The 21175-nt window shown below is 68.0% G+C and carries 18 protein-coding genes; 8 read left to right on the plus strand and 10 right to left on the minus strand.

What is annotated here, in order from left to right; translation table 11 throughout:
• The first annotated feature begins 6 nt into the window (after window positions 1-6).
• The 3 genes from QZV72_RS14855 to QZV72_RS00485 are packed head-to-tail and all read left to right on the plus strand — an operon-like array spanning window position 7 to window position 766.
• A complete protein-coding gene (locus tag QZV72_RS14855; protein WP_367119077.1) occupies window positions 7-201 on the plus strand; it encodes a helix-turn-helix domain-containing protein in 195 nt (64 codons plus the stop codon).
• 42 nt (window positions 202-243) lie between these two features.
• Window positions 244-504, plus strand: coding sequence for a type II toxin-antitoxin system Phd/YefM family antitoxin (locus QZV72_RS00480; protein ID WP_297003947.1), 261 nt, complete (start codon window positions 244-246; stop codon window positions 502-504).
• Window position 505: 1 nt separating this feature from the next.
• Window positions 506-766: a Txe/YoeB family addiction module toxin gene (locus QZV72_RS00485; RefSeq protein ID WP_297003949.1), complete on the plus strand. Its 261-nt coding sequence runs from the start codon at window positions 506-508 to the stop codon at window positions 764-766.
• A gap of 120 nt (window positions 767-886) precedes the next feature.
• Here QZV72_RS00485 and QZV72_RS00490 read toward each other — a convergent pair whose 3' ends face one another.
• Window positions 887-1309: a hypothetical protein gene (locus QZV72_RS00490; RefSeq protein ID WP_297003951.1), complete on the minus strand. Its 423-nt coding sequence runs from the start codon at window positions 1307-1309 to the stop codon at window positions 887-889.
• An 83-nt stretch (window positions 1310-1392) separates the two neighbouring features.
• On the opposite strand from QZV72_RS00490, the gene purB reads away from it, so the two are divergent.
• Both purB and QZV72_RS00500 read left to right on the plus strand, forming a co-directional pair.
• Window positions 1393-2823: an adenylosuccinate lyase gene (gene purB, locus QZV72_RS00495; protein ID WP_297003953.1), complete on the plus strand. Its 1431-nt coding sequence runs from the start codon at window positions 1393-1395 to the stop codon at window positions 2821-2823.
• A gap of 76 nt (window positions 2824-2899) precedes the next feature.
• Window positions 2900-3607: a VIT family protein gene (locus QZV72_RS00500; RefSeq protein ID WP_297003955.1), complete on the plus strand. Its 708-nt coding sequence runs from the start codon at window positions 2900-2902 to the stop codon at window positions 3605-3607.
• Between the two features lie 14 nt (window positions 3608-3621).
• On the opposite strand, the gene QZV72_RS00505 is transcribed toward QZV72_RS00500, so the two are convergent.
• Window positions 3622-4287 carry a LysE family translocator gene (locus QZV72_RS00505; RefSeq protein WP_297003957.1) on the minus strand — a complete coding sequence of 222 codons (666 nt, stop codon included), beginning with the start codon at window positions 4285-4287 and terminating at the stop codon, window positions 3622-3624.
• Between the two features lie 83 nt (window positions 4288-4370).
• Between QZV72_RS00505 and QZV72_RS00510 the strand changes: the two genes are divergently transcribed.
• The gene (locus QZV72_RS00510) at window positions 4371-4889 is read left to right on the plus strand and encodes an Lrp/AsnC family transcriptional regulator (protein WP_367119076.1); all 519 of its coding nucleotides are present in this window, start codon (window positions 4371-4373) and stop codon (window positions 4887-4889) included.
• Here QZV72_RS00510 and QZV72_RS00515 read toward each other — a convergent pair.
• From QZV72_RS00515 to QZV72_RS00550, 8 genes are all read right to left on the minus strand, one after another.
• A complete protein-coding gene (locus QZV72_RS00515; RefSeq protein ID WP_297003959.1) occupies window positions 4873-8319 on the minus strand; it encodes a pyruvate carboxylase in 3447 nt (1148 codons plus the stop codon). The genes QZV72_RS00510 and QZV72_RS00515 overlap by 17 nt on opposite strands.
• Window positions 8320-8461: 142 nt before the next feature.
• Window positions 8462-9601 carry a bifunctional 2-methylcitrate synthase/citrate synthase gene (locus tag QZV72_RS00520; RefSeq protein ID WP_297003960.1) on the minus strand — a complete coding sequence of 380 codons (1140 nt, stop codon included), beginning with the start codon at window positions 9599-9601 and terminating at the stop codon, window positions 8462-8464.
• Window positions 9602-9684: 83 nt separating this feature from the next.
• A complete protein-coding gene (gene prpB / locus QZV72_RS00525; RefSeq protein WP_297003962.1) occupies window positions 9685-10608 on the minus strand; it encodes a methylisocitrate lyase in 924 nt (307 codons plus the stop codon).
• Complete coding sequence (locus tag QZV72_RS00530; protein WP_297003964.1) at window positions 10608-12122, minus strand: MmgE/PrpD family protein; 1515 nt, start codon at window positions 12120-12122, stop codon at window positions 10608-10610. Before QZV72_RS00530 ends, prpB begins: the two co-directional genes overlap by 1 nt.
• Before the next feature lie 349 nt (window positions 12123-12471).
• Window positions 12472-14142 (minus strand): ABC transporter ATP-binding protein, encoded by a 1671-nt coding sequence (locus tag QZV72_RS00535; RefSeq protein WP_297003965.1) that lies wholly within the window; start codon window positions 14140-14142, stop codon window positions 12472-12474.
• On the minus strand, window positions 14139-15116 hold the full coding sequence (locus QZV72_RS00540) for an ABC transporter permease (protein WP_297003966.1): 978 nt from the start codon (window positions 15114-15116) through the stop codon (window positions 14139-14141). The genes QZV72_RS00535 and QZV72_RS00540 overlap by 4 nt, the downstream gene beginning before the upstream one ends.
• Entirely contained in the window at window positions 15109-16035 is a 927-nt protein-coding gene (locus QZV72_RS00545) for an ABC transporter permease (RefSeq protein WP_297003967.1), read from the minus strand. The genes QZV72_RS00540 and QZV72_RS00545 overlap by 8 nt, the downstream gene beginning before the upstream one ends.
• 1 nt (window position 16036) lies before the next feature.
• Window positions 16037-17710, minus strand: a complete 1674-nt coding sequence (locus tag QZV72_RS00550; protein WP_297003969.1) for an ABC transporter substrate-binding protein — start codon at window positions 17708-17710, stop codon at window positions 16037-16039.
• A 250-nt stretch (window positions 17711-17960) separates the two neighbouring features.
• Between QZV72_RS00550 and QZV72_RS00555 the strand changes: the two genes are divergently transcribed.
• The gene (locus tag QZV72_RS00555) at window positions 17961-18860 is read left to right on the plus strand and encodes a phosphoribosylaminoimidazolesuccinocarboxamide synthase (protein WP_297003970.1); all 900 of its coding nucleotides are present in this window, start codon (window positions 17961-17963) and stop codon (window positions 18858-18860) included.
• Between the two features lie 36 nt (window positions 18861-18896).
• Window positions 18897-21083: a S9 family peptidase gene (locus tag QZV72_RS00560; RefSeq protein WP_297003972.1), complete on the plus strand. Its 2187-nt coding sequence runs from the start codon at window positions 18897-18899 to the stop codon at window positions 21081-21083.
• Window positions 21084-21175 lie beyond the last annotated feature (92 nt).

Genomic DNA, 21175 nt, shown 5'->3' on the forward strand with positions numbered 1-21175 from the left:
ACAGGGATGACATACGCACAGTGGACTTGCGCTGCCCGGATGCGGGCAGCCCGCACCATGCTGACGAAGGGGGCGGCACCGTCAACGGTGGGCAGGCGGGTCGGCTATGCGAAGCTTTCGAGTTTCAGCAGAGCATTCCGCAACTTCCATGGTCTGTCGCCGCTGCAGTGGCGGGAACGGGAGGGGTACCGTTCACGGTGACCATCAGGTACGGTTTTCTGTACCTATGAGAAGGGTGTTCCGATGAGGACGATGAACTACACCGAATCGCGGAAGCGGTACGCGGAGATCCTGGACTCGGTCACTGAGGACCGGGAACCGGTCATCATCACACGGTCCGGGCATGACCCTGTGGTGATGGTCTCCCTGGACGACTACGAGTCGCTGCGCGAGACCGCGTATCTGATGCGCTCGCCGGCCAATGCCCGGCGCATTCTCGACGCGATGGAGGAACTGGACGCCGGGGCTGGCGTCGAGCATGGCCTGATCGATCCGGAGAGCTGAGGTGCTGCTGGTCTGGTCCACCGCGGGGTGGGAAGACTACCTGTGGTGGCAGAAACAGGACCGCAAGGTGCTGAAGCGGATCAACACGCTGATCGCTGACGTCGTCCGTAACGGCAACGAGGGTATCGGCAAACCGGAACCGCTGAAGCACGACTTCTCCGGATTCTGGTCACGCCGGATCACCGATGAACACCGGCTCGTCCACAAGGTCACGGAGACGCAGGTGCAGATCGTCTCCTGCCGGTACCACTACGGGCGGTGACATCACCGCGTCAGTCGGCGTCCGCCTGGTCGAGGTTCTCCCGGGAGACGACGTACATGCCGTAGTCCTGACCCGGATACCCGGAGATCTGGTTCTCCGGGCGGGTGAGGCCCGCTATCTTCAGCACCGGGCCGGAGAACGTGTCCTCACCGTAGAGGCGGATCGTGTTGGCGTCCCTGATGCGGACGACGCTGACATCGGCGTCAGCGAGGTTGCTGCCGTCTGCGTCCGCGATGCGGTCGCCGATGCGTCCTGCCCGGTCGGTGAGATCGTCGAGCCGTTGCTGGGCCTCGTCCTTCTTCCCGAGCGACTCGCCGGTGAGCTTGTCGTACCAGTCCTTGTGGCCAGTCCTTGTGACCAGTCCTTGTGGCGGACGTCGGAGGAGAGGATGAGGTCCGGATCCAGCGCGGCGAGCGCCTGCTGTTCATTGCTCAGGTAGTCGGGGACCAGGTCCGTGCCGATGTCGGAGACCTCGACGACGGCGCCGCCCAGGTCGACCGCATAGTCGAAAAAGCCGTTGTCTGCGTCCTCCCGAAACGTCACGATCGTGTACGGAACCGGGCGACCACAGGCACGCCAGTAGGCATGGGACAGACGTCGACGCGCCGTGTGGGATACTGGTCACCGTGGCTGACAAGAAGAAGATCTCCAACGTCCTGGCTGACCGCTACGCCTCCCCCGCACTGACCCGCATCTGGAGCCCCGAGGACAAGATCCTCGCCGAGCGCCGCCTGTGGATCGCCGTGATGAAGGCCCAGAAGGAGATGGGGGTGGACATCGCCGACGGCGCGATCGAGGACTACGAACGCGTCATCGAGCAGATCGACCTGGCCTCCATCGCCGAACGGGAGAAGGTCACCCGGCACGACGTCAAGGCCCGCATCGAGGAGTTCAACGCGCTGGCCGGCCACGAGGACATCCACAAGGGCATGACCTCCCGTGACCTCACCGAGAACGTGGAGCAGCTGCAGATCCGCCGCTCCCTGGAGATCGCCCGCGACAAGGCCGTCGCCGTACTCGCCCGCATCGCCGAGCGCGCCGCACAGTACAGGACCCTCGTCATGGCCGGCCGCTCCCACAACGTCGCCGCCCAGGCCACGACGCTCGGCAAGCGGTTCGCCTCCGCCGCCGACGAGCTGATGATCGGCATCGAGCGCGTCGAGAACCTGCTGGACCGTTACCCGCTGCGCGGCATCAAGGGACCGATGGGTACCAGCCAGGACATGCTCGACCTGCTCGGCGGCGACGTCGAGAAGCTCGCCGCCTTCGAGAAGCGGATCGCCGCCGAGCTCGGTTTCTCCCGCATCTTCGACTCCGTCGGCCAGGTCTACCCACGTTCCCTCGACTTCGACGCCCTCTCTGCCCTGGTGGAGATCGGTGCGGCGATGTCCTCGCTGTCGATGACCATCCGTCTGATGGCCGGCAACGAGACGGTCACCGAGGGCTTCAAGGAGGGCCAGGTCGGCTCGTCTGCCATGCCGCACAAGATGAACGCCCGGTCCTGTGAGCGCGTCGGCGGGATGCAGATCATCCTCCGCGGCTACATGACCATGGCCTCCGACCTCGCCGGTTCCCAGTGGAACGAGGGCGACGTCTTCTGCTCGGTGGTGCGTCGTGTGGCCCTGCCGGACGCCTTCTTCGCCTTCGACGGCCAGTGTGAGACCTTCCTGACCGTGCTGTCCGAGTTCGGTGCCTTCCCCGCGATGATCGACCGCGAACTGGAGCGTTACCTGCCGTTCCTCGCCACCACCCGCATCCTCATGGCCGCGGTGCGCGCCGGGGTCGGCCGCGAGACCGCTCACGAGGTCATCAAGGAGAACGCCGTTGCTGTCGCGCTGAACATGCGTGAGAACGGTGGCGGACAGGACCTCGTCGAACGCCTCGCCGCCGATGAGCGTCTCCCGTTGGACGCGGCCGCCCTCACCGAGGCGCTCGCGGACCGGCACGCCTTCATCGGTGCCGCGGAGGATCAGACCGACCGTGTCCTCGCCCGCGTCGCCGCGGTCGTGGCGGCCCATCCGGAGGCCGCAGCCTACGCCCCCGGGGACATCCTGTAGGACGCCCACGGCTGCGTCCCGCAGGGTAGGGCCCCCATGATGGGCGTGGTGTGGGCGGGCCACCTATTCTGACGGTATGACCACACCGCACCCCGGCGAAGCGCACGCCACGTCCGTCAGCTCGCGGCTCAACACCCTGAGGGCCGGCGTCCTCGGGGCGAACGACGGAATCGTCTCGACCTCCGCCCTGCTGCTCGGCGTGATCGCCACCGGGGCGGGGGCCACGGCGGTGTTCACCGCAGGACTGTCCGCCGCAGTCGCCGGGGCGGTGTCGATGGCGTTGGGGGAGTACGTCTCCGTGTCCGCGCAGCGTGACAGTGAGAGATCACTCATCGCGAAGGAGACCGGGGAGCTCGCCCAGATGCCGGTGGAGGAGACCGACGAGATGGCCCAGATCCTCGAGGGCTACGGGATCTCCGCGGCGACCGCCCGGCAGGCTGCGGAGGAGATCGGGGCCGGAGATCCACTGGCAGCGCACCTGCAGCTGGAGCTGGGGATCGACGAGGACGACCTCACCAGTCCGTGGGCGGCGGCGGGGTCTTCGGCGGTGTCCTTCATCCTGGGGGCGCTGCTGCCGATGCTGGCGGTACTGGTCGCCCCTCATCCGGTGGCTGCGGTTGTGGTGGCCGTGGTGACGCTGCTGGCTCTGGCGGTCACCGGGTGTGTCTCGGCGAAGCTCGCGGGCAACCCGGTGCTGCGGTCGTGCCTGCGTCTGGTCGGCGGCGGCGCCCTCGGACTGGCGGTGACGTACGGCATCGGGTCGTTCTTCGACGTCGCCGCGTAGCCAGCAGACGGCGGTCACACCACCGGACCGAGCTGCTCCAGGAGCAGCCAGGTGCCGAACACGGTGAGGAACAGGCCGGAGGCCACGCTGACTGCGAGGCTCAGCCGGGGCCGGGAACGCAGCAGGGACCGGGCCGTCATCGCGACCCCGGAGTAGACCACGAGGATCTCGAGGATGAAGATCCCACCGAGCAGGGCCATCTGGATCCCGGAGGCCCAGCCGCCCTCGGTGAGGAACTGGGGGAGCAGGGCGAGCAGGAGCATGAGTCCCTTGGGGTTGATGCTGCTGACACCCAGGCCGCGAAGGTACAGGTGGAGGCTGCCGTGGTGCGCCGTCCCGGCGGAACCCCCGGCACCGGCACCAGGGTCGGAGTCCACGGCGACAAGTGCCCCGTCGCCGCTCTTCACCGCGAGCAGTGTCGTCACCCCCAGCCAGAGGATGTACGACGCCCCGGCCACGGTCAGTACCGTGAGGATGTTCGGGGAGGACGCGACGAGTGAGCCGACCCCCACCGCGATCACCGAGACGACGAGGATGTATCCACTGGCCAACCCGAGGATCGGCGGGACGATGGACCGGGCCCGCAGGCCTGCGGTGATGGCGTAGGCCCAGTCGGCGCCGGGCATGACCGCGAAGAGTCCGGCGGTGAGCGCGAACTGGAGGACCAGAGTTGTTTCCACAGGTAAGAAGCTTATGGCGAATCCCTGCGGAAGTGTTCCGCACTTTCCCGGATATACGGAGAAGTCATGCAATAATCATCGACATGGATGCCATAGGTCGGGAAATTATTGCGCAGTTGCAGTGGGACGGGAGGATGAGTGTCACGGATCTCGCACGAAGGGCCCGGCTCAGCGTCTCCGCCTGCCACCGGCGGCTGAAGGACATGGAACGCGAGGGCGTGATCCGCGGCTACCACGCCGAGATCGATCCGGCGGCCCTCGGACTGAGCTTTGAGGCACTGGTCATGGTGACGATGGGGCGCACCGACCAGTCGACCGTCGCAGCCTTCGAGGCGGCGGTGGTCAGGGAGCCGGCGATCGTCTCCGCGGAGAGACTGTTCGGGGAGACCGACTACATCCTGCGGACCCTGAGCCGGGATCTCGCCGGCTACCAGGAGCTCTACGACACCGTGCTGGGCACGCTGCCGGGGGTGGAGCGGTTGACCTCGACGATGGTGATGAAACGCATCGGCCCCGCCGGTCCGGGGCCACGTCTGTGGGACGTGGCCCCGGGCCGGCGGGGCACCGCGGAAGGGAGGTCGGGAGCTACTCCACGACGATGAGCAGGTCGCCGCCCTCCACCTTGGTCGGCTTGGTCATGACAACCCGGGCGACGGTACCGGCGACCGGGGTGGTGATGGTGGCCTCCATCTTCATCGCCTCGATGACGGCGACGGCGTCCCCGGCGGCCACCTCATCACCGACCTTCGCCGTGACGGTGACGGCACCGGCGAAGGGGGCGGCGACCTGTCCGTCGACGGACGGGTCGGCCTTCTCCGCGGCGGCGGTGACGGATTCGACGGAGCGGTCACGCACCCTCATCGGTCGGATCTGGCCGTTGACGTTCGCCACGACCTGGCGCATCCCCTTCTCGTCCGGCTCGCCGACGGCGTCGAGGCGGACCACCAGCGGCGGATTTCCCTTGATCCGCACAGCGGTCTCCTCACCCTCCTTGAGCCCGTAGAAGAACTGCCGGTCGGTGAGCACGGAGACGTCACCGAACTGGCGTCGGTGCTCGTCGAAACCAGCGGTCTCCTTCGGGAACAGCAGGCGGCTGAGCGCGTCACGTCGTTCGGGCGAGGAGCCTGACGACAGGACGGACTCCTCCTCGGCCGGCACCTCGACCACGCGGGACGCCGTGGAGCCGCGGCCCTCCAGGGCCTCGGTGCGCAGCGGTTCCGGCCACCCACCGGGCGGGGTGCCCAGCTCACCACGCAGGAAGGCGATGACCGAGGCGGGGATGTCGTAGTGCTGCGGATCCGCCGCGAACTCCTCGACGGTCACTCCGGCACCGACGAGGTGCAGTGCCAGATCGCCGACGACCTTGGACGAGGGGGTGACCTTCGTCGGACGGCCGAGCAGCCTGTTGACACCCGCGTACGCGTCCTCGATGAGCTCGAAACGGTCGCCGAGACCCAGGGCGACAGCCTGGGTCCGCAGGTTGGACAGCTGGCCACCGGGGATCTCGTGGGTGTACACCCGACCCGTCGGCCCCGGCAGACCGGACTCGAAGGGACCGTAGAGGGCACGGACGGCCTCCCAGTAGGGCTCCAGGGAGTTCACCGCGTCCAACGACAGTCCGGTGTCCCGCCCGGTGTGCGCGAAGGCGGCGACAATCGCCGACAGTGACGGCTGGGAGGTCGTCCCGGCCATTGCGGCGGATGCCCCGTCGACGGCGTCCGCCCCGGCCTGCGCGGCGGCGAGGTAGGTCGCCAGCTGACCTCCGGCGGTGTCATGGGTGTGGACGTGCACCGGCAGGTCGAAGTTTCTGCGCAGCGCGGTGACCAGGGTCGACGCTGCGGCGGGGCGCAGCAGCCCGGCCATGTCCTTGATCGCCAGCACGTGTGCCCCGGACTCGACGACCTGCTCGGCGAGCCGCAGGTAGTAGTCGAGGGTGTAGAGGTCCTCGGCCGGGTCCGAGAGGTCGCCGGAGTAGGCCATCGCCACCTCGGCGACACCGGTACCGGTCTCCAGGACCGCGTCGATCGCGGTGCGCATCTGTGAGATGTCGTTGAGGGCGTCGAAGATGCGGAAGATGTCCACACCGGAGGTCGCGGCCTCGGCGACGAACGACCGGCAGACCACGTCCGGGTAGGGCGTGTAACCGACGGTGTTGCGGCCGCGCAACAGCATCTGGATGTTGGTGTTCGGCATCGCGGCGCGCAGCTGGTCGAGCCGCTCCCACGGGTCCTCGTGGAGGAACTGCAGGGCGACGTCGTAGGTCGCGCCACCCCAGGCCTCGACACTCAGCAGCTCCGGGGTGAGCCGGGCGACGGCCTCCGCGGCGTCCACCAGGGCAGTGGTGCGCACCCGGGTGGCGAGCAGTGACTGGTGGGCGTCGCGGAAGGTGGTGTCGGTGACCGCCAGCGCCTCCTGCGCCCGGAGACGCTTCGCGAACTCCGCCGGGCCGACCTCCAGCAGGAGGTCACGGGAGCCCCGGGGCAGGGTGGTGCCGTCACCGTTGTCGCCGGCGGTGGTGGCGTCCTTCACCGGGACGACCGCCGGGAGTTTGCGGTGCGGGACAACCTCGGTCGGACGCACCCCGTTCGGCCGGTTCACCGTGACATCGGCCAGGTAGTCGAGCAGGCGGCCGGCCTCGTCGTCGGCCGGCGGGGCCTGCAGCAGCCACGGGTGGTCCGCGATGAAGGAGGTCGAGATCCGGTGATGCTGGAAATCATCCTCGCGCAGCAGGGCACGCAGGAAGCCGATGTTCGTCGCCACACCTGAGACGGTGAACTCGTTGAGCGCGCGCTGGGCACGGGCGACGGCCTGGGCGAAGTCGGAGCCCCGGCAGGTCATCTTCACGAGCATGGAGTCGAAGTGCGCGGTGATCTCGCCACCGAGGCTGGCCGCCCCGTCGAGGCGGACACCCGCGCCGCCCGGGGAACGGTAGGCGGTGATGGTGCCGGTGTCCGGGCGGAAGCCGTTGTTCGGGTCCTCGGTGGTGATGCGGCACTGCAGGGCGGCACCCCGGGTGACGATGTTCTCCTGGCGCAGGCCGAGGTCCGCCAGTGTCGCGCCGGCGGCGATGTGCATCTGGGCCTTCACCAGGTCGACGGAGGTGACCTCTTCGGTGACGGTGTGCTCGACCTGGATGCGCGGATTCATCTCGATGAAGACGTGGTTGCCAGCCTCGTCGACGAGGAACTCCACGGTTCCGGCACCGTAGTAGTTGATCTCGCGGCAGAACTTCACGGCGTCCGCGCAGATCCTCTCACGCAGCGCCGGGTCGAGGTGCTGGGCCGGAGCGATCTCCACCACCTTCTGGTGGCGGCGCTGCAGGGAACAGTCCCGCTCGTAGAGGTGGATGATGTCACCGGTCCGGTCACCGAGGATCTGCACCTCGATGTGCTGCGGGTTGATCACCGCGCGCTCAATGTACACCCGGCCGTCACCGAAGGCGGCGGCGGCCTCGCGGGACGCCTCGGCGGCGCGCTCGGCGAGCTCGTCGGGGGACGCCACGAAGCGCATACCCCGCCCGCCACCACCGGCGACCGCCTTGATGAACAGCGGATAGGTGCGTCCTGCGGCGAAGGAGACGATCTCGTCGATGTCGGCGCTGGGCTCCGAATCGTCGAGGATGGGCAGGCCCGCCCGGCGGGCGGCCTCGACCGCGGCGGACTTGTCGCCGGTGAGCTCGAGGGTCTCGGGGGAGGGGCCGATGAAGGTCAGGCCGTTCTCTGCGCACTCGCGGGCGAGCCGCGCGTTCTCGGAGAGGAAACCGTAGCCGGGGTAGACGGCGTCCGCGCCGGTCTGCTTCGCGGCACGGATGATCTCGTCGATGTCGAGGTAGGCCCTGACCGGGGACCCCTCGGTGCCGATGCGTACGGCCTCGGAGGCGAAGGCGCGGTGGAAGGAGTTGCGGTCCTCGCGCGGGTAGACGGCGACGGTACGGGCGCCGGTCTCGTAGGCGGCGCGGAAAGCGCGGACGGCGATCTCGCCGCGGTTGGCGACGAGGATCTTGTCGAAGGAGGGGAGACTCTGTGGAGCCATGCGAGGTGTCCTTTCGTGGCGGAACGGGCGGGAAGAACGCGAACCGCCCGCGGTGTCCCGAATGTTACGGGGTGGCGCGGGCGGTTGCGGTGGAGTCGGTGGTGCAGGACGCCGGGGCGGGGACCCCGGGCTCGTGCCCGGATCAGCTCCGGACGGAACGCTGCGGCTCACCGTTGTAGGCGGACAGTGGACGGATCAGCGCGTTGTTCTCGTTCTGCTCCGCGATGTGCGCGGTCCAACCGACCACCCGGGCGATGACGAAGATCGGGGTGAAGAAGGGGATGTCGATGCCGAGCATGTAGTAGGTCGGGCCGGCCGGGAAGTCGAGGTACGGCTGGATGCCGGTCCGCTTGTCCATCGCGGCCTGCATCTTCTCGTACATGTCGACCCACTTGGCACCGTCGTGGTTGGCGGCGGTGCGCCGCATCGCCGCCTCCATCGACGGGACCCGGGAGTCACCGCGCTTGTAGACGCGGTGGCCGAAGCCCATGATCTTCTCCTTGTTGTCGGCCTTGTCCAGCACCCAGGCCTCGGCCTTGTCCGGGTCGTCGACCTCGAGGAAGTTGTGCATGACGGCCTCGTTGGCGCCACCGTGCAGCGGGCCCTTGAGAGCGCCGATGGCGCCGGTGACCGCGGAGTAGGTGTCCGAGGTGGTGGACGCGATGACGCGGCCGGTGAAGGTCGAGGCGTTGAAGGAGTGCTCGGCGTAGAGGGTGAGCGACTGGTCGAAGGCCTCGACGTCGGCCGGTTGGGTGGCCGGGGTACCTTCCCCGTCACCGAAGGCCATGTAGAGGTAGTTCTCCGCGATGGAGCGCTCCGGATCCGGGGCGATGAACTCCTGACCGCGGCGGCGGCGCATGTCCCAGGCCACGACGGTCGGCATCTTCGCCAGCAGGCTCAGGCCGATACGTCGGACGCCGTCACCGGAGCGGTCGTCAGCCCCGGGGTCCTGCGTTCCCAGCCAGGACGCCGCGGTACGGCAGACATCCATGGGGTGGCAGTCCTCGGGCAGCCCGGCGATGATGTCGAGCAGGGCCTGCGGCACCTCACGCTGCGAGCGCTCGGTCTTCTCGAAGGCGGCCCTCTGCTCCGCGGTCGGCAGTTCGCCGTTCCACAGCAGGTATGCGACGTCCTCGAAGGTGCAGTTCGCGACGAGTTCCTGGACAGGGTAGCCGCGGTAGGTCAGGGAGTTGGTCTCCGGGACGACCTTGGACACGGCGGTGTAGTCGACGACGACGCCTGCGAGGCCCTTCTTGATCTCGATGTTCTCTTCGGTGCTCATGGTGCGGCTCCTTTGCGTGGAGTGGGGGTGGTCCCCGTGTTGGTCCGGGTGGTTCCTGTGGTCGGTGAAGCTTGTTCCGCCGGTCAGGCGGTGGGGTCGTAGTTCTCCCGCGAGTAGGTGAAGACGCTGGTGTCGAATTCGTTGTACTCGGAGTAGCGCAGGAGCTCGTAGAGGCGGGAGCGGTGCTGCATACGGCCCAGCCACTCCTTCTGCGTGCCGGTCTCGGCGATGTCGCCGAGCGCCTCCTCTACCTGCCCCATGGCGATGCGCAGCGTGGTCACCGGGTAGATCACGGCGTTCATGCCGAGATTCTCCAGCTCCCGGGCGGACAGCAGCTCCGACTTGCCGAACTCCGTCATGTTCGCCAGCAGGGGGGTGTCGACGGCGGCGCGGAACTTCGCGAACTCCTCCGGGGTGTGCAGGGCCTCGGTGAAGATGAGGTCAGCACCGGCGTCGGCGTAGGCCTTGGCACGCTCGATGGCGGCGTCGATACCCTCGACACCGGCGGCGTCGGTCCGGGCACAGATCACGAACTGGTCGTCGCGGCGCTCCTTCACGGCGGCGCCGATGCGGCGGAGCATGACGTCGGTGGGGACGACCTCCTTGCCGTCGAGGTGACCGCAGCGCTTCGGGTTGACCTGGTCTTCGAGGTGGCAGCCGGCGATGCCGGCGTCCTCCAGTTCGGAGACCGTGCGGGCAGCGGACATCGGCTCGCCGAAACCGGTGTCGGCGTCCACCATGACCGGCAGGTCCGTCGCGCGGGCGATCTGGCGTGCCCGGCCGGCGACCTCGGTCAGAGTGGTCAGCCCGATGTCCGGCAGGGCGAGGTCGGCGGCGACGACGGCGCCGGAGACGTAGACGCCCTCGAAGCCCTTCTCCTGGATCGTCCGGGCGACCAGCGGGGAGAACGCGCCGGGAAGCCGGGTGATCGCCGGATCGGTCAGCGACTCGCGGAAAGCCCTGCGGCGGTCGGTCGGGGTGAGGTTGCTGGAGTACAGGCCGGCCATCAGAGGATCCCCTCCGGGATGACCGGGGCCTTCGCCAGGATCTCGGGGTCGAATGTGACGGTGAGCTGGTCGAGCTCGTCGGAGCCGAGGGAGGCGGCGTTACGGGCGGCCTCCAGGAAGCGGTCCTGCTCCTTCTCCGCGACCAGGCCGTCGGCCAGCTTGCGGAACTTGCCCTCGTACTGGGAGCGGTCGAAGGGGTGGGCACCCAGCGGGTGGGCGTTGGCGACGGCCAGTTCGTCCTCGATGACGGTGCCGTCCTTGAGGGTGACGACGGCCCTGGCGCCGAACGCCTTCACCTTCGGGTCGTTGGAGTGGTAGCGACGCGTCCACTCCGGGTCCTCGACGGTGGAGATCCTGTTCCACAGCTCGATGGTGGAGGGACGGTGGGCGCGTTCGTTCGAGTAGGAGGTGTTGTAGTCCCAGGCGCCGTCCTCGAGGGCGACGGCGAAAATGTACATCACCGAGTGGTCGAGGGTCTCGCGGGAGGCGTCCGGGTCGAACTTCTGCGGATCGTTCGCGCCGGTGCCGATGACGTAGTGGGTGTGGTGGCTGGTGTGCAGCACGATGGACTCGATGTCGTTCAGGTCGGCGATCCTGCTGCGAAGGCGGAAAGCCAGGTCGATCGGGGCCTGGGACTGGTACTCCGCGGAGTGCTCCTTGGTGTAGGTGTCCAGGATGCCGCGCTTGCCTTCTCCGGCGGCGGGCAGCGGCACGGTGTACTCGGCGTCCTTACCGTCGAGCATCCAGGCGATGAAGCCGTCCTCACCCTCCCAGATGGGGGCGGGGGCGCCCTCGCCGCGCATCGCACGGTCGACGGACTCGATGGCCATCTTGCCGGCGAAGGACGGGGCGAAGGCCTTCCAGGAGCTGATCAGGCCCTTGCGGGACTGGCGGGTGGCGGTGGTGGTGTGGAGGGCCTGGCCGATGGCCTGGTAGATGGTCTCCGGGTCGAGCTTGAGCATTGCGCCGATACCGGCGGCGACCGACGGGCCGAGGTGGGCGACGGGGTCGATCTTGTGCTCGTGGAGGCAGATGCCCTTGACCAGGTCGACCTGGATCTCGTAGCCGGTGACGATTCCGCGGATGAGGTCCTCGCCGGTGAGGCCCTTGGCCGCTGCCTGACGCTGCGCGACAGCGAGGATCGGCGGGATGTTGTCACCGGGGTGGGAGTACTCGGCGGCGAGGAAGGTGTCGTGGTAGTCAAGCTCACGGACAGCCACGCCGTTGGCCAGTGCTGCCCACTCGGGGGCGAAGGTGCCGGGGACGCCGAAGACGGTGGAGCCGGGGGTCTGCGGGCGGGACAGGGCCTGGGCGCGGGCGGTGCTCGGCGGGCGACGCAGTACGGAGGCGACGGCGACGGACGCGTTGTCGATGATCCGGTTCACGGCCATCTCCGCCGACTCGGTGGGCACGGCCACCGGATCGGCGGCGACCTGTGCGATCTTCCAGGCGAGGTGTTCGCTCTTGGGGAAGTCCTCGGCGGACGGATGGACGCGGACGATGTGGTTCTCCACGGAAGAAAACTCCTTTGTGACGGTAGACACAGAGTGTGACGTGGGTCCTACTATAGTCACTGGGGAGGGAGAAATTGTTCGTGAAAGTAACTGCGGGGGTAGGTCGCGGCCCGCGGCAACGGGGTGCGGAAGGTGTTCCACACACGAATGAGGGTGGCGCGCATCGCCACCGGGTCTCCTGGTCTGTGCAGGTGGGTAACGGTGCGGTAGGTGTGGGGGAGTGGGTGCGCGATGACGCACACCGTCTTCTGCCCGGTTTTTTCCCTGTGGGGGTGGCGAACGCGGGAGATACCGTGTAGAGATCCCCCGTTCCCGCCCTCGGCCGGTCGCCGGCCCCGCGTTCCGCGGCCTAGCCCTGGTAGAGCGGCAGCGACCCACCCGGGATCGAGGCGATGAGCCGGCGGGTGTACTCCTGCTCCGGGGCGTCGAACAGGGCGTCGGTCTCCCCGCGCTCCACGATCCGGCCGGACCGCATGACCAGCGTCTCATCGGCGATCTGCTTGACCACCGCGAGATCGTGGGTGATGAAGAGATAGGTCAGGCCCATCTCCTGTTGCAGGTCGTTGAGCAGGCCGAGCACCTGTGACTGCACCAGCACGTCGAGTGCGCTGACCGCCTCATCGAGGATCAGTGCCTCCGGGCCCAGTGCCAGCGCACGGGCGATCGCCACACGCTGACGCTGACCGCCGGAGAGCTCCCCGGGGTAGCGAGACAGCATCGAGGTGGGCATCGCCACCAGGTCCAGCAGCTCACGGACGCGCTTCTCGCGGTCCTTCGCCGACCCGACCCGGTGGATCTTCAGCGGCTCGGCGATGGTGTTGAACACCGAGTACATCGGGTCCACCGACCCGTAGGGGTTCTGGAACACCGGCTGGACGCGGCGCCGGAACGCCAGTTCGCCGGCCTTGTCCAGGTGGGTGACGTCATCACCGTCGAAGGTCACCGTGCCGCGGGTGGGCTCCAGCAGCCCCAGCACCATCTGCGCGACCGTCGACTTCCCCGAGCCGGACTCGCCGACCAGCGCCAGGGTGCGTCCCCTGCGCAGGAAGAAGCTCACGTCCTTGGCGGCGGTGAACTCCTTCTTCCGCCACGGCCTGTCGCCGGCGACCTGGTAGATCTTCGTCAGTCCGGTGACCTCGATGAGGTTGGAGGCGGACTCGTCGGTTGCGGCGTCCCCGGCTGCGCCGGCCGCTCTGTCGGACGCGAGGTCGATGCGGCGTGCCGCGATCGACGGGGCGGAGGCCACGAGCTTCCGCGTGTAAGGGTGCTGCGGATCCTGCAGGATCTCCAGCGACGGCCCCGCCTCCACGATCCGGCCCTGGCTCATCACGATGATGCGCTGGGCGCGCTCCGCGGCGAGTCCGAGGTCGTGGGTGATCAGCAGCACGGCGGTGCCGAGATCCTCGGTCAGTCCCTGCAGATGGTCCAGGATCTGCTGCTGCACCGTCACATCGAGCGCGGAGGTCGGCTCATCGGCGATGAGCAGTTTCGGACGCGCCGCCAGACCACAGGCGATGAGCGCACGCTGGCGCTGACCACCGGAGAACTGGTGCGGGTACTGGTTGATCCGGCGCTCGGCCTCGGTGAGCCCGGCCTCCTCCAGGAGCTCCACGGCACGGGTGTGCGCCGCGGACCCGGAGGCGACGTTGTTGGCCTTGAGTGCCTCCCTGATGTGGTGGCCGATCGACCACACCGGGTTGAGGTTGCTCATCGGGTCCTGCGGGACCAGACCGACCCCGGAGCCGCGGATGCCGGCGAACTCCCGTTCGGAGAGGTGGGTGATGTCCCGGCCGTCGAAGGTGATCGTGCCGTCGGTGACGTGCCCGCCACCGGGCAGCAGACCCATGATGCTCATCGCTGTCGTGGACTTGCCCGAGCCCGACTCGCCCACCACCGCGACGGTCTCGCCGGGCCAGATGTCGAAACTGACGTCGGAGACGGTCGGCAACGGGTTCCTGCGAGTCCCGAAGGCGATGTCGACGTTGCGGAGGGACAGCAGGGGGGAGGTTGCGTCACTCATCGGGTGCGCTCCTTCGGGTCGAGGGCGTCCTTGAGCGTGTCACCGAGCAGGATGAACCCCAGCACGGTGAGCGCCAGCGCGCCCGCCGGGTAGAACAGGATCTCCGGGGCGACACGCAGGGTCGACTGCGCGGTGGAGATGTCGTTGCCCCAGGAGACCGTCTCCGGGGGGAGCCCGATGCCCAGGTAGGACAGGGTGGCCTCGGCGACGATGTAGATGCCCAGGTTGGTGGTCGTCATCACGATGATCGGTGCCAGGCAGTTCGGCAGGATGTGCTTGACCAGGATGCCGGTTTTCGACAGGCCCAGGGCACGGGACGCCTGGACGTAGTCGTTGTTCTTCGCCTGCATCACCGCACCACGGACCATGCGGGCCATCTGCGGCCACCCGAACAGTGACAGCACCAGGACCACGGTCCAGGTGGTGCGCACGTCGAAGGCCTGCATCAGGACGATGCCGGCGAGCAGCAGCGGGATGGCGAAGAAGATGTCGGTGAGGCGGGACAGGAGGGCGTCCACCCAGCCACCGAAGTAGCCGGCGAGCGCCCCGACGATGATGCCGATGACGGTCACCACCAGTGTAGTGAGGACGCCGGTCGCGACCGAGGCGCGCGCCCCGTAGACGGTGCGGGCGAAGACGTCGTAGCCCTGCTGGGTGAAGCCGAAGGGGTGCCCTGAGCGGGCACCCTCGAGGGAGTCCTCGAGGTTCGCCGCCCGGGGATCTGTCCCGGAGAACAGGCCCGGGAACAGGGCGATGAGGGCGACCAGGGCAATGATGACGACCGAGACCCAGAACAGGGGTCGGCGCCGCAGGTTGACCCAGGCGGAGCCCCAGATGCCGCGGGGGGACTCATCGGGCAGGCGCTGGTCGCGGGTCAGGACGTCGGCGGTCTCCACCTCGGCGACCCACCGGCCGTCGCGGGGGAGCGGGGTGGGCGGGGTGTGCCGTGTGTTCGGGTGCGTTGGCTCAGGCATAGCGGATCCTCGGGTCGAGCAGGGCGTAGAGCAGGTCGATGATGAGGTTGGAGAGCACGAAGATGATCACCAGTACGGTGACCACGGAGACCACCGTCGGGGATTCCCCGAGCTTCACCGCCTCGAAGAGCAGGCCGCCGACACCGTGGATGTTGAAGATGCCCTCGGTGACGATCGCGCCGCCGAGCAGGGCGGCGAAGTCGGCACCGATGAAGGTGACGACCGGGATGAGCGAGTTGCGCAGCACATGGGCGGCGATGACCCTCGGCCGGGACAGGCCACGGGCCGAGGCGGTGCGGACGTAATCGGCGCGCAGGTTCTGGGCGACCTCGGACCGGGTCAGTCGTAGCACGTAGGCGAAGGACACGAGGCCGAGGACGAAGGCCGGCAACAGCAGCCTCGTGAACGAGCCGTGGGAGCCGACCGTCGGCGGGACGATGCCCCACTGGATGCCGAAGAGGAACTGACCGACGAAGCCGAGCACGAAGACCGGCACGGCGATGATGACCAGGGAGACGACCAACAGGGTCGAGTCGAACCAGCCGCCCTTCTTCAGACCGGCGACGACGCCGAAACCGACGCCGAAGACGGTCTCGATGACCAGGGCCATCACGGCGAGCCGGACGGTGATCGGGAAGGCCTCGGCGAGCACCGTGGTCACCTCGCGACCGGAGAAGGTGAGTCCGAGGTCGCCCTGGAAGATCCCGCCGAGGTACATGAGGTACTGGACGATGAAGGGCTTGTCGAGGTGGTACTGCTCACGGATGGAGTCGAGTACCGCAGGGTCGGCGGCCTTGTCGCCGGCCAGGGCGAGGACCGGGTCACCGGGGGTGAGGAAGACCATCGCGTAGATGAGGAACGTCGCCCCGAGGAAGACGGGGACGAGCTGGAGAAGTCTCTTGCCGAGATACCACCACATGTCAGTTCACGTCCTTCGTGATCTCGGTGTAGACGGGCATGCCTAGCCAGCCGGACTGCACATGGTGCAGCCTGGGACTCCAGGCGGTGGACGCCGCGTAGTACCACAGCGGGATCTGCGGCAGGTCCTCCATGAGGATCGCCTGCGCCCGGTCGTAGATCGGCTGTGCCTTCTCGGCGCTGGACTGCGCCGCAGCCTCCGCGAGCAGTGCGTCGAACTCCGGGTTGGAGTAGTCGCCGTCATTGGACGAGTCCCCGGTGCGGTAGTTCGAGACGAGGAAGGACGCGATCGACGGGTAGTCGGCGTTCCAGCCGGAGCGGAAGGCAGCGCCGACGGTCTTGTTCACCACGTCGTCACGCATGGCCTTGAAGGTCGGGTAAGCCTTTCCGGTGGCGTCGATCCCCAGGTTCTGGCGGATGCTGTTGGTCACGGCCTCTACCCACTGCTGGTGACCGCCGTCGGAGTTGTAGGCGATCTGGAACTTCTGCCCACCCCAGGGGTGGATCCTGTTCGCCCGCTCCCACAGCTCCTTCGCCTTCTCGGGACGGTAGGTGAGGACCTCTTTGCCGGGGATGTCCGGCAGACCGCCGGCCAGGGTCGGTGCTCCGAAGTCCTCGGCGATCTGACGGGTGCCGAAGTACACCTTGTCGATGACCAGCTGCCGGTCGATGGACATGGAGATCGCCGCGCGACGCAGGCGTCCCTCCTCATCGGTGGCGAAGCCGGGCAGGTTCTCGGGGATGGTGAAGTTCTGGATCGCGGCGTACGGCTTGTCGTCGTGACTGTCCGGGAAGTCCGCGGCGTAGGTCGGGTAGGCCTCGGTGGCCACCGTCTCACGCATGTGGTCGAGATCGCCGGACTGCAGGTCCGCGTAGGCGGTGGTCGGCGAGGAATACATGACGAAAGCGATGCCGGGGTTCTGCGGGGCGTCCTCCCCCGGGTAGTCAGGGTTGGTCTTCAGCGCGATGGAGACGTTGTGCTGCCACGCATCGTCCCCGTCCATCATGTACGGCCCGTTGCCGACCGGGTGCTCACCGAAGGCCTTCGGGTCGTCGTAGAAGACCGAGGGCAACGGGGCGTAGGCGGAGAACCCGAGCATGGAGCCGAAGGTCGCGTCCGGTGCGGAGAGGGTGATGGTGAACTCCGTGTCGCTGATCTTCGTCAGACCGGACATCGTGTCGGCGGTGGCACCGGTGACGGTACCGTCCTCACCGGTGGTTCCGGCGACGTCGTCGTAGCCCTTGATCGGGGCGAAGAAAGCGGACTGCAGCTGGGCGTTGTCCGGGCGGACCGCCCAGTTCCAGGCGTCGATGAAGGAGTCGGCGGTGACTCTCTCCCCGTTGGTGAACGACCAGTCGTCACGGAGCCTGATCCGGAACGAGGTGGAGTTGCTGTTCGGCGTGATCGATTCGGCCACACCCATGCGGACCTCGCCGTCGGGGGTGTACCGGGCAAGGCCGGTGAAGAGGTTCTCGATGACCTGGCCACCGTTGACCTCGTTGGTGTTGGTCGGGATCAACGGGTTCTGCGGCTCGCTGCTGAAGAACGAGATGTAGTCGTCCGGCACCTTGGCGGTGTCGTTCATGCAGGCGGTGAGGCCGCAGACCACGGCGAGACTGCTGACCAGTGCCGTGATCAGGCGGGGGATGTGCCCGGGGAGCCGGGTACGGCTCATGGCGGTGCCTTTCGTCGTAGGGGTGGAAACGCGGGAATGGAGGGTCGAACTGGAATCGACCTGTTGCTGGACCACGACGACAGGGGTCGTGAGATCCGGACCACAGCTACTTTAGGGCCACCGGGTGTACGCCGGGGATTCATCCGGGAGTATGCCGGGAGTATGCCGGGAGTCCGCCGTGTGACGCCCGCCCCCGACCGTGCGACGGCCGCGTGGAGATCGGCCCCGGTACGGGCTAGACTTTCCCCCCATGCGACCTGACTTGTCCGAGTACACGCACTTTTCCGCGGGGAAGGTGCGGGAGATCTACGAGATCGATGAGACCACCCTCCTGATGGTGGCCACCGACCGGATCTCCGCCTACGACTACGTCCTGGACACCGACATCCCCGACAAGGGGCGGGTCCTGACCGCGATGAGCGACTTCTTCTTCGACGCGCTTGACTTCCCCAACCACCTCGCCGGAGCCGCCGACGATGAGCGGATCCCCGAGAAGGTCCTCGGCAGGGCGATGGTCTGCCGCAAGCTGGACATGCTGCCCTTCGAGTGCGTCGTCCGCGGCTACCTCACCGGTTCCGGGCTCAAGGAGTACCGCAGCACCGGCACCGTGTGCGGCGTCGAGCTGCCCGAGGGGCTCACCGAAGCCTCCGAACTCCCGGAGCCGATCTTCACCCCGGCGACGAAGGCCGAGATCGGGGACCACGACGAGAACGTCAGCTTCGACCGGGTCGTCGCCGACCTGGGGCAGGACCGTGCCGAGCAGTTGCGCACGGCCTCCATCAGCATCTACAGCCAGGCCGCGGCCATCGCCGCCGCGCACGGCATCATCCTCGCCGACACGAAGTTCGAGTTCGGCCTGGACGCCGACGGCAACCTCGTCCTCGGCGACGAGGTCCTCACCCCGGACTCCTCCCGCTACTGGCCGGCGGACACCTACGAGGAGGGCAGGGTCCAGCCCAGCTTCGACAAGCAGTACGTGCGCAACTGGCTGACCGGCCCGAAGTCCGGCTGGGACATCAGGTCCCAGACCCCGCCGCCGGAACTGCCGGGCTCGGTCATCGAGGCCACCCGTGAGCGCTACATCGAAGCCTACGAGCGGATCTCGGGCAGGCGCTTCGCCGACTGGATCGGCACCTGCGCGGGTTACTGACCGCGGCACCACCGGTCACGGCTACGATCGGGCGACATGGATTCAGTTACTCCGATGCCCGCGACCGTGCCGGCTCTTCCCCCGGTCGCGGCGAAGATCCCGCACACCCGCTCCTTCCACGGCCGTGAGTTCCACGACGACTACGAATGGCTCCGGGAGAAGGACAACCCGGCGGTCCGTGAGTACCTGGAGGCGGAGAACGCCTACACCGACTCCCGGACCTCCCACCTGAAACCGCTGGAGGACGCCATCTTCGGCGAGGTGAAGGAGCGTATCCGCGAGACCGACATGTCCCTGCCGGTCCGCGCCGGGCGGTACTGGTACTTCTCGCGCACCGAGGAGGGCAAGAGTTACGGCATCTCCAGCCGTGTCCCGGTCGACGACGCCGCACCGTGGAGCCCGCCCGAGATCGTGCCGGGTGAGCCCGCGCCGGGCGAGGAGGTCATCCTCGACAGCAATGAACTGGCGGAGGGTCACGAGTTCTTCAGTCTGGGGGCGGCGAGCGTCACCCTTGACGGCCGGTACCTGGCGTACTCCGTCGACCTCGCCGGCGATGAGCGCTTCGACCTGCGGATCAGGGACCTCACGACCGGTGAACTGCTGGCCGACGAGATCACCGGCATCGCCTACGGGGCTACCTGGGTCGGCGACGACCACCTCTTCTACCAGCGGGTCGATGAGGCGTGGCGTCCCCACGAGGTGTGGCGTCACCGGATCGGCACCCCGGTGGACGAGGACGTCCGCATCTTCCGGGAGGCTGACGAGCACTACTGGGTCGGTGTCGGTGTGACCCGGTCCGAGCGCTACCTCCTGGTCTCCGCGGCGTCGAAGACCACCAGTGAGTGCTGGTACCTGGATCTCGGCGAGGACGGGGGGAACGTGGAGGGTGAGCTGACCTGCGTCCGTCCCCGGGAGAAGGGGGTGCAGTACGACGTCGACCATGCGGTCGTCGGAGGGGAGGACTGGTGGCTCGTGCTCCACGATTCCCTGGACCGGCGGCCCAACGGGGAGCTGGGACGCTGCCCGGTCGGCACCATCGGTGACCTCGACGATCTCGAGGTCATGGTCGCCCACCGTGACGACCGCCGCGTCGAAGGGGTGGACGTCTTCGCCGACCACATCGTGCTGTCCACCCGGGACAACGCCATCGAGAAGCTCTCGCTGATGATGCTGCCGACCGACGGGGACGGCACCGCAACCGGCTGGGGCGCCTTCGGGCCGGTCGCCTTCGACGAGGAGCTGTACTCCGCGGGCACCACCGGCAACTCCGAGTGGAGGTCCCCGGTGCTGCGGGTCAGCTACACCAGCTACGTCACCCCCGGACAGGTCTGGGAGATCGACCTGGCCTCCGGGCGGCGCACACTGCGCAAACAGCAGGAGGTTCTCGGCGACGTCGACCTCTCCCGGTACACGGCGTCCCGCCGCTGGGTGACCGCCGGTGACGGTGCGCGGATCCCGGTCTCACTCATCCACCGCACCGATGTGCCGCTGGAGCGGGTCAACCCGGTGCTGCTCTACGGCTACGGCTCCTACGAGGCGTGCATGGACCCGTACTTCTCGGTGTTCCGCCTGTCGATGCTGGACCGTGGCGTGGTCTACGCCGTCGCGCATGTCCGCGGCGGGGGCGAGATGGGGCGGGCCTGGTACGAGCAGGGCAAGGAGCTGCACAAGAAGACGACGTTCACCGATTTCATCGACGTCGCCGACGATCTCATCGCCGCCGGGATGACCACACCGGAGCGAATGGTCGCCGAGGGCGGCTCGGCCGGTGGCCTGCTCATGGGCGCGGTGGCGAACATGGCACCCGACCGGTTCGCCGGGATCGAGGCGGTGGTTCCCTTCGTCGACCCACTGACCTCCATCCTCATGCCGGAGCTGCCGCTGACGGTCACGGAATGGGAGGAGTGGGGTGACCCGTTCCACGATCCGCGGGTCTACGACTACATGGCGACCTACGCGCCCTACGAGAACGTCACGGCGCAGCGGTACCCGGCGATTCTCGCGGTGAGCGGATTCAACGACACACGCGTCCTCTATGTCGAGCCGAGCAAGTGGGTGGCGAAGCTGCGGGAGACCGCGCTGCCCACGTCCGGTGAGATCCTGCTGAAGACGGACATGTCGTCGGGGCACGGGGGAGTGTCCGGGCGCTACGCGAAGTGGCACCAGACCTCCTTCGAGATCGCCTGGGAGCTGGACCTGATGGGCGCGACCGAGCGTCTGTGAGCATCCGGCGGACGATTGTGCGGCGACGCCCGGGCGTACCCGGGGTGGGGTGACCCCACCCCCGTCATCCCCGGGGGGACGCGCATCCCACG

The organism is uncultured Corynebacterium sp., assembly GCF_902782855.1.
In the GTDB taxonomy this organism is placed as follows: Bacteria; Actinomycetota; Actinomycetes; order Mycobacteriales; family Mycobacteriaceae; genus Corynebacterium.

What these genes read in the sequence shown, in the direction of transcription:
- QZV72_RS00480 (WP_297003947.1), top strand. Translation starts at nt 244, where the DNA reads ATGAGGACGATGAACTACACCGAATCGCGGAAGCGGTACGCGGAGATC.
- QZV72_RS00540 (WP_297003966.1), bottom strand. Translation starts at nt 15,116, where the DNA reads ATGCCTGAGCCAACGCACCCGAACACACGGCACACCCCGCCCACCCCG.
- QZV72_RS00535 (WP_297003965.1), bottom strand. Translation starts at nt 14,142, where the DNA reads ATGAGTGACGCAACCTCCCCCCTGCTGTCCCTCCGCAACGTCGACATC.
- QZV72_RS00520 (WP_297003960.1), bottom strand. Translation starts at nt 9,601, where the DNA reads ATGAGCACCGAAGAGAACATCGAGATCAAGAAGGGCCTCGCAGGCGTC.
- QZV72_RS00560 (WP_297003972.1), top strand. Translation starts at nt 18,897, where the DNA reads ATGGATTCAGTTACTCCGATGCCCGCGACCGTGCCGGCTCTTCCCCCG.
- QZV72_RS00545 (WP_297003967.1), bottom strand. Translation starts at nt 16,035, where the DNA reads ATGTGGTGGTATCTCGGCAAGAGACTTCTCCAGCTCGTCCCCGTCTTC.
- prpB (WP_297003962.1), bottom strand. Translation starts at nt 10,608, where the DNA reads ATGGCCGGCCTGTACTCCAGCAACCTCACCCCGACCGACCGCCGCAGG.
- QZV72_RS00500 (WP_297003955.1), top strand. Translation starts at nt 2,900, where the DNA reads ATGACCACACCGCACCCCGGCGAAGCGCACGCCACGTCCGTCAGCTCG.
- QZV72_RS00510 (WP_367119076.1), top strand. Translation starts at nt 4,371, where the DNA reads ATGGATGCCATAGGTCGGGAAATTATTGCGCAGTTGCAGTGGGACGGG.
- QZV72_RS00550 (WP_297003969.1), bottom strand. Translation starts at nt 17,710, where the DNA reads ATGAGCCGTACCCGGCTCCCCGGGCACATCCCCCGCCTGATCACGGCA.
- QZV72_RS14855 (WP_367119077.1), top strand. Translation starts at nt 7, where the DNA reads ATGACATACGCACAGTGGACTTGCGCTGCCCGGATGCGGGCAGCCCGC.
- QZV72_RS00515 (WP_297003959.1), bottom strand. Translation starts at nt 8,319, where the DNA reads ATGGCTCCACAGAGTCTCCCCTCCTTCGACAAGATCCTCGTCGCCAAC.
- QZV72_RS00555 (WP_297003970.1), top strand. Translation starts at nt 17,961, where the DNA reads ATGCGACCTGACTTGTCCGAGTACACGCACTTTTCCGCGGGGAAGGTG.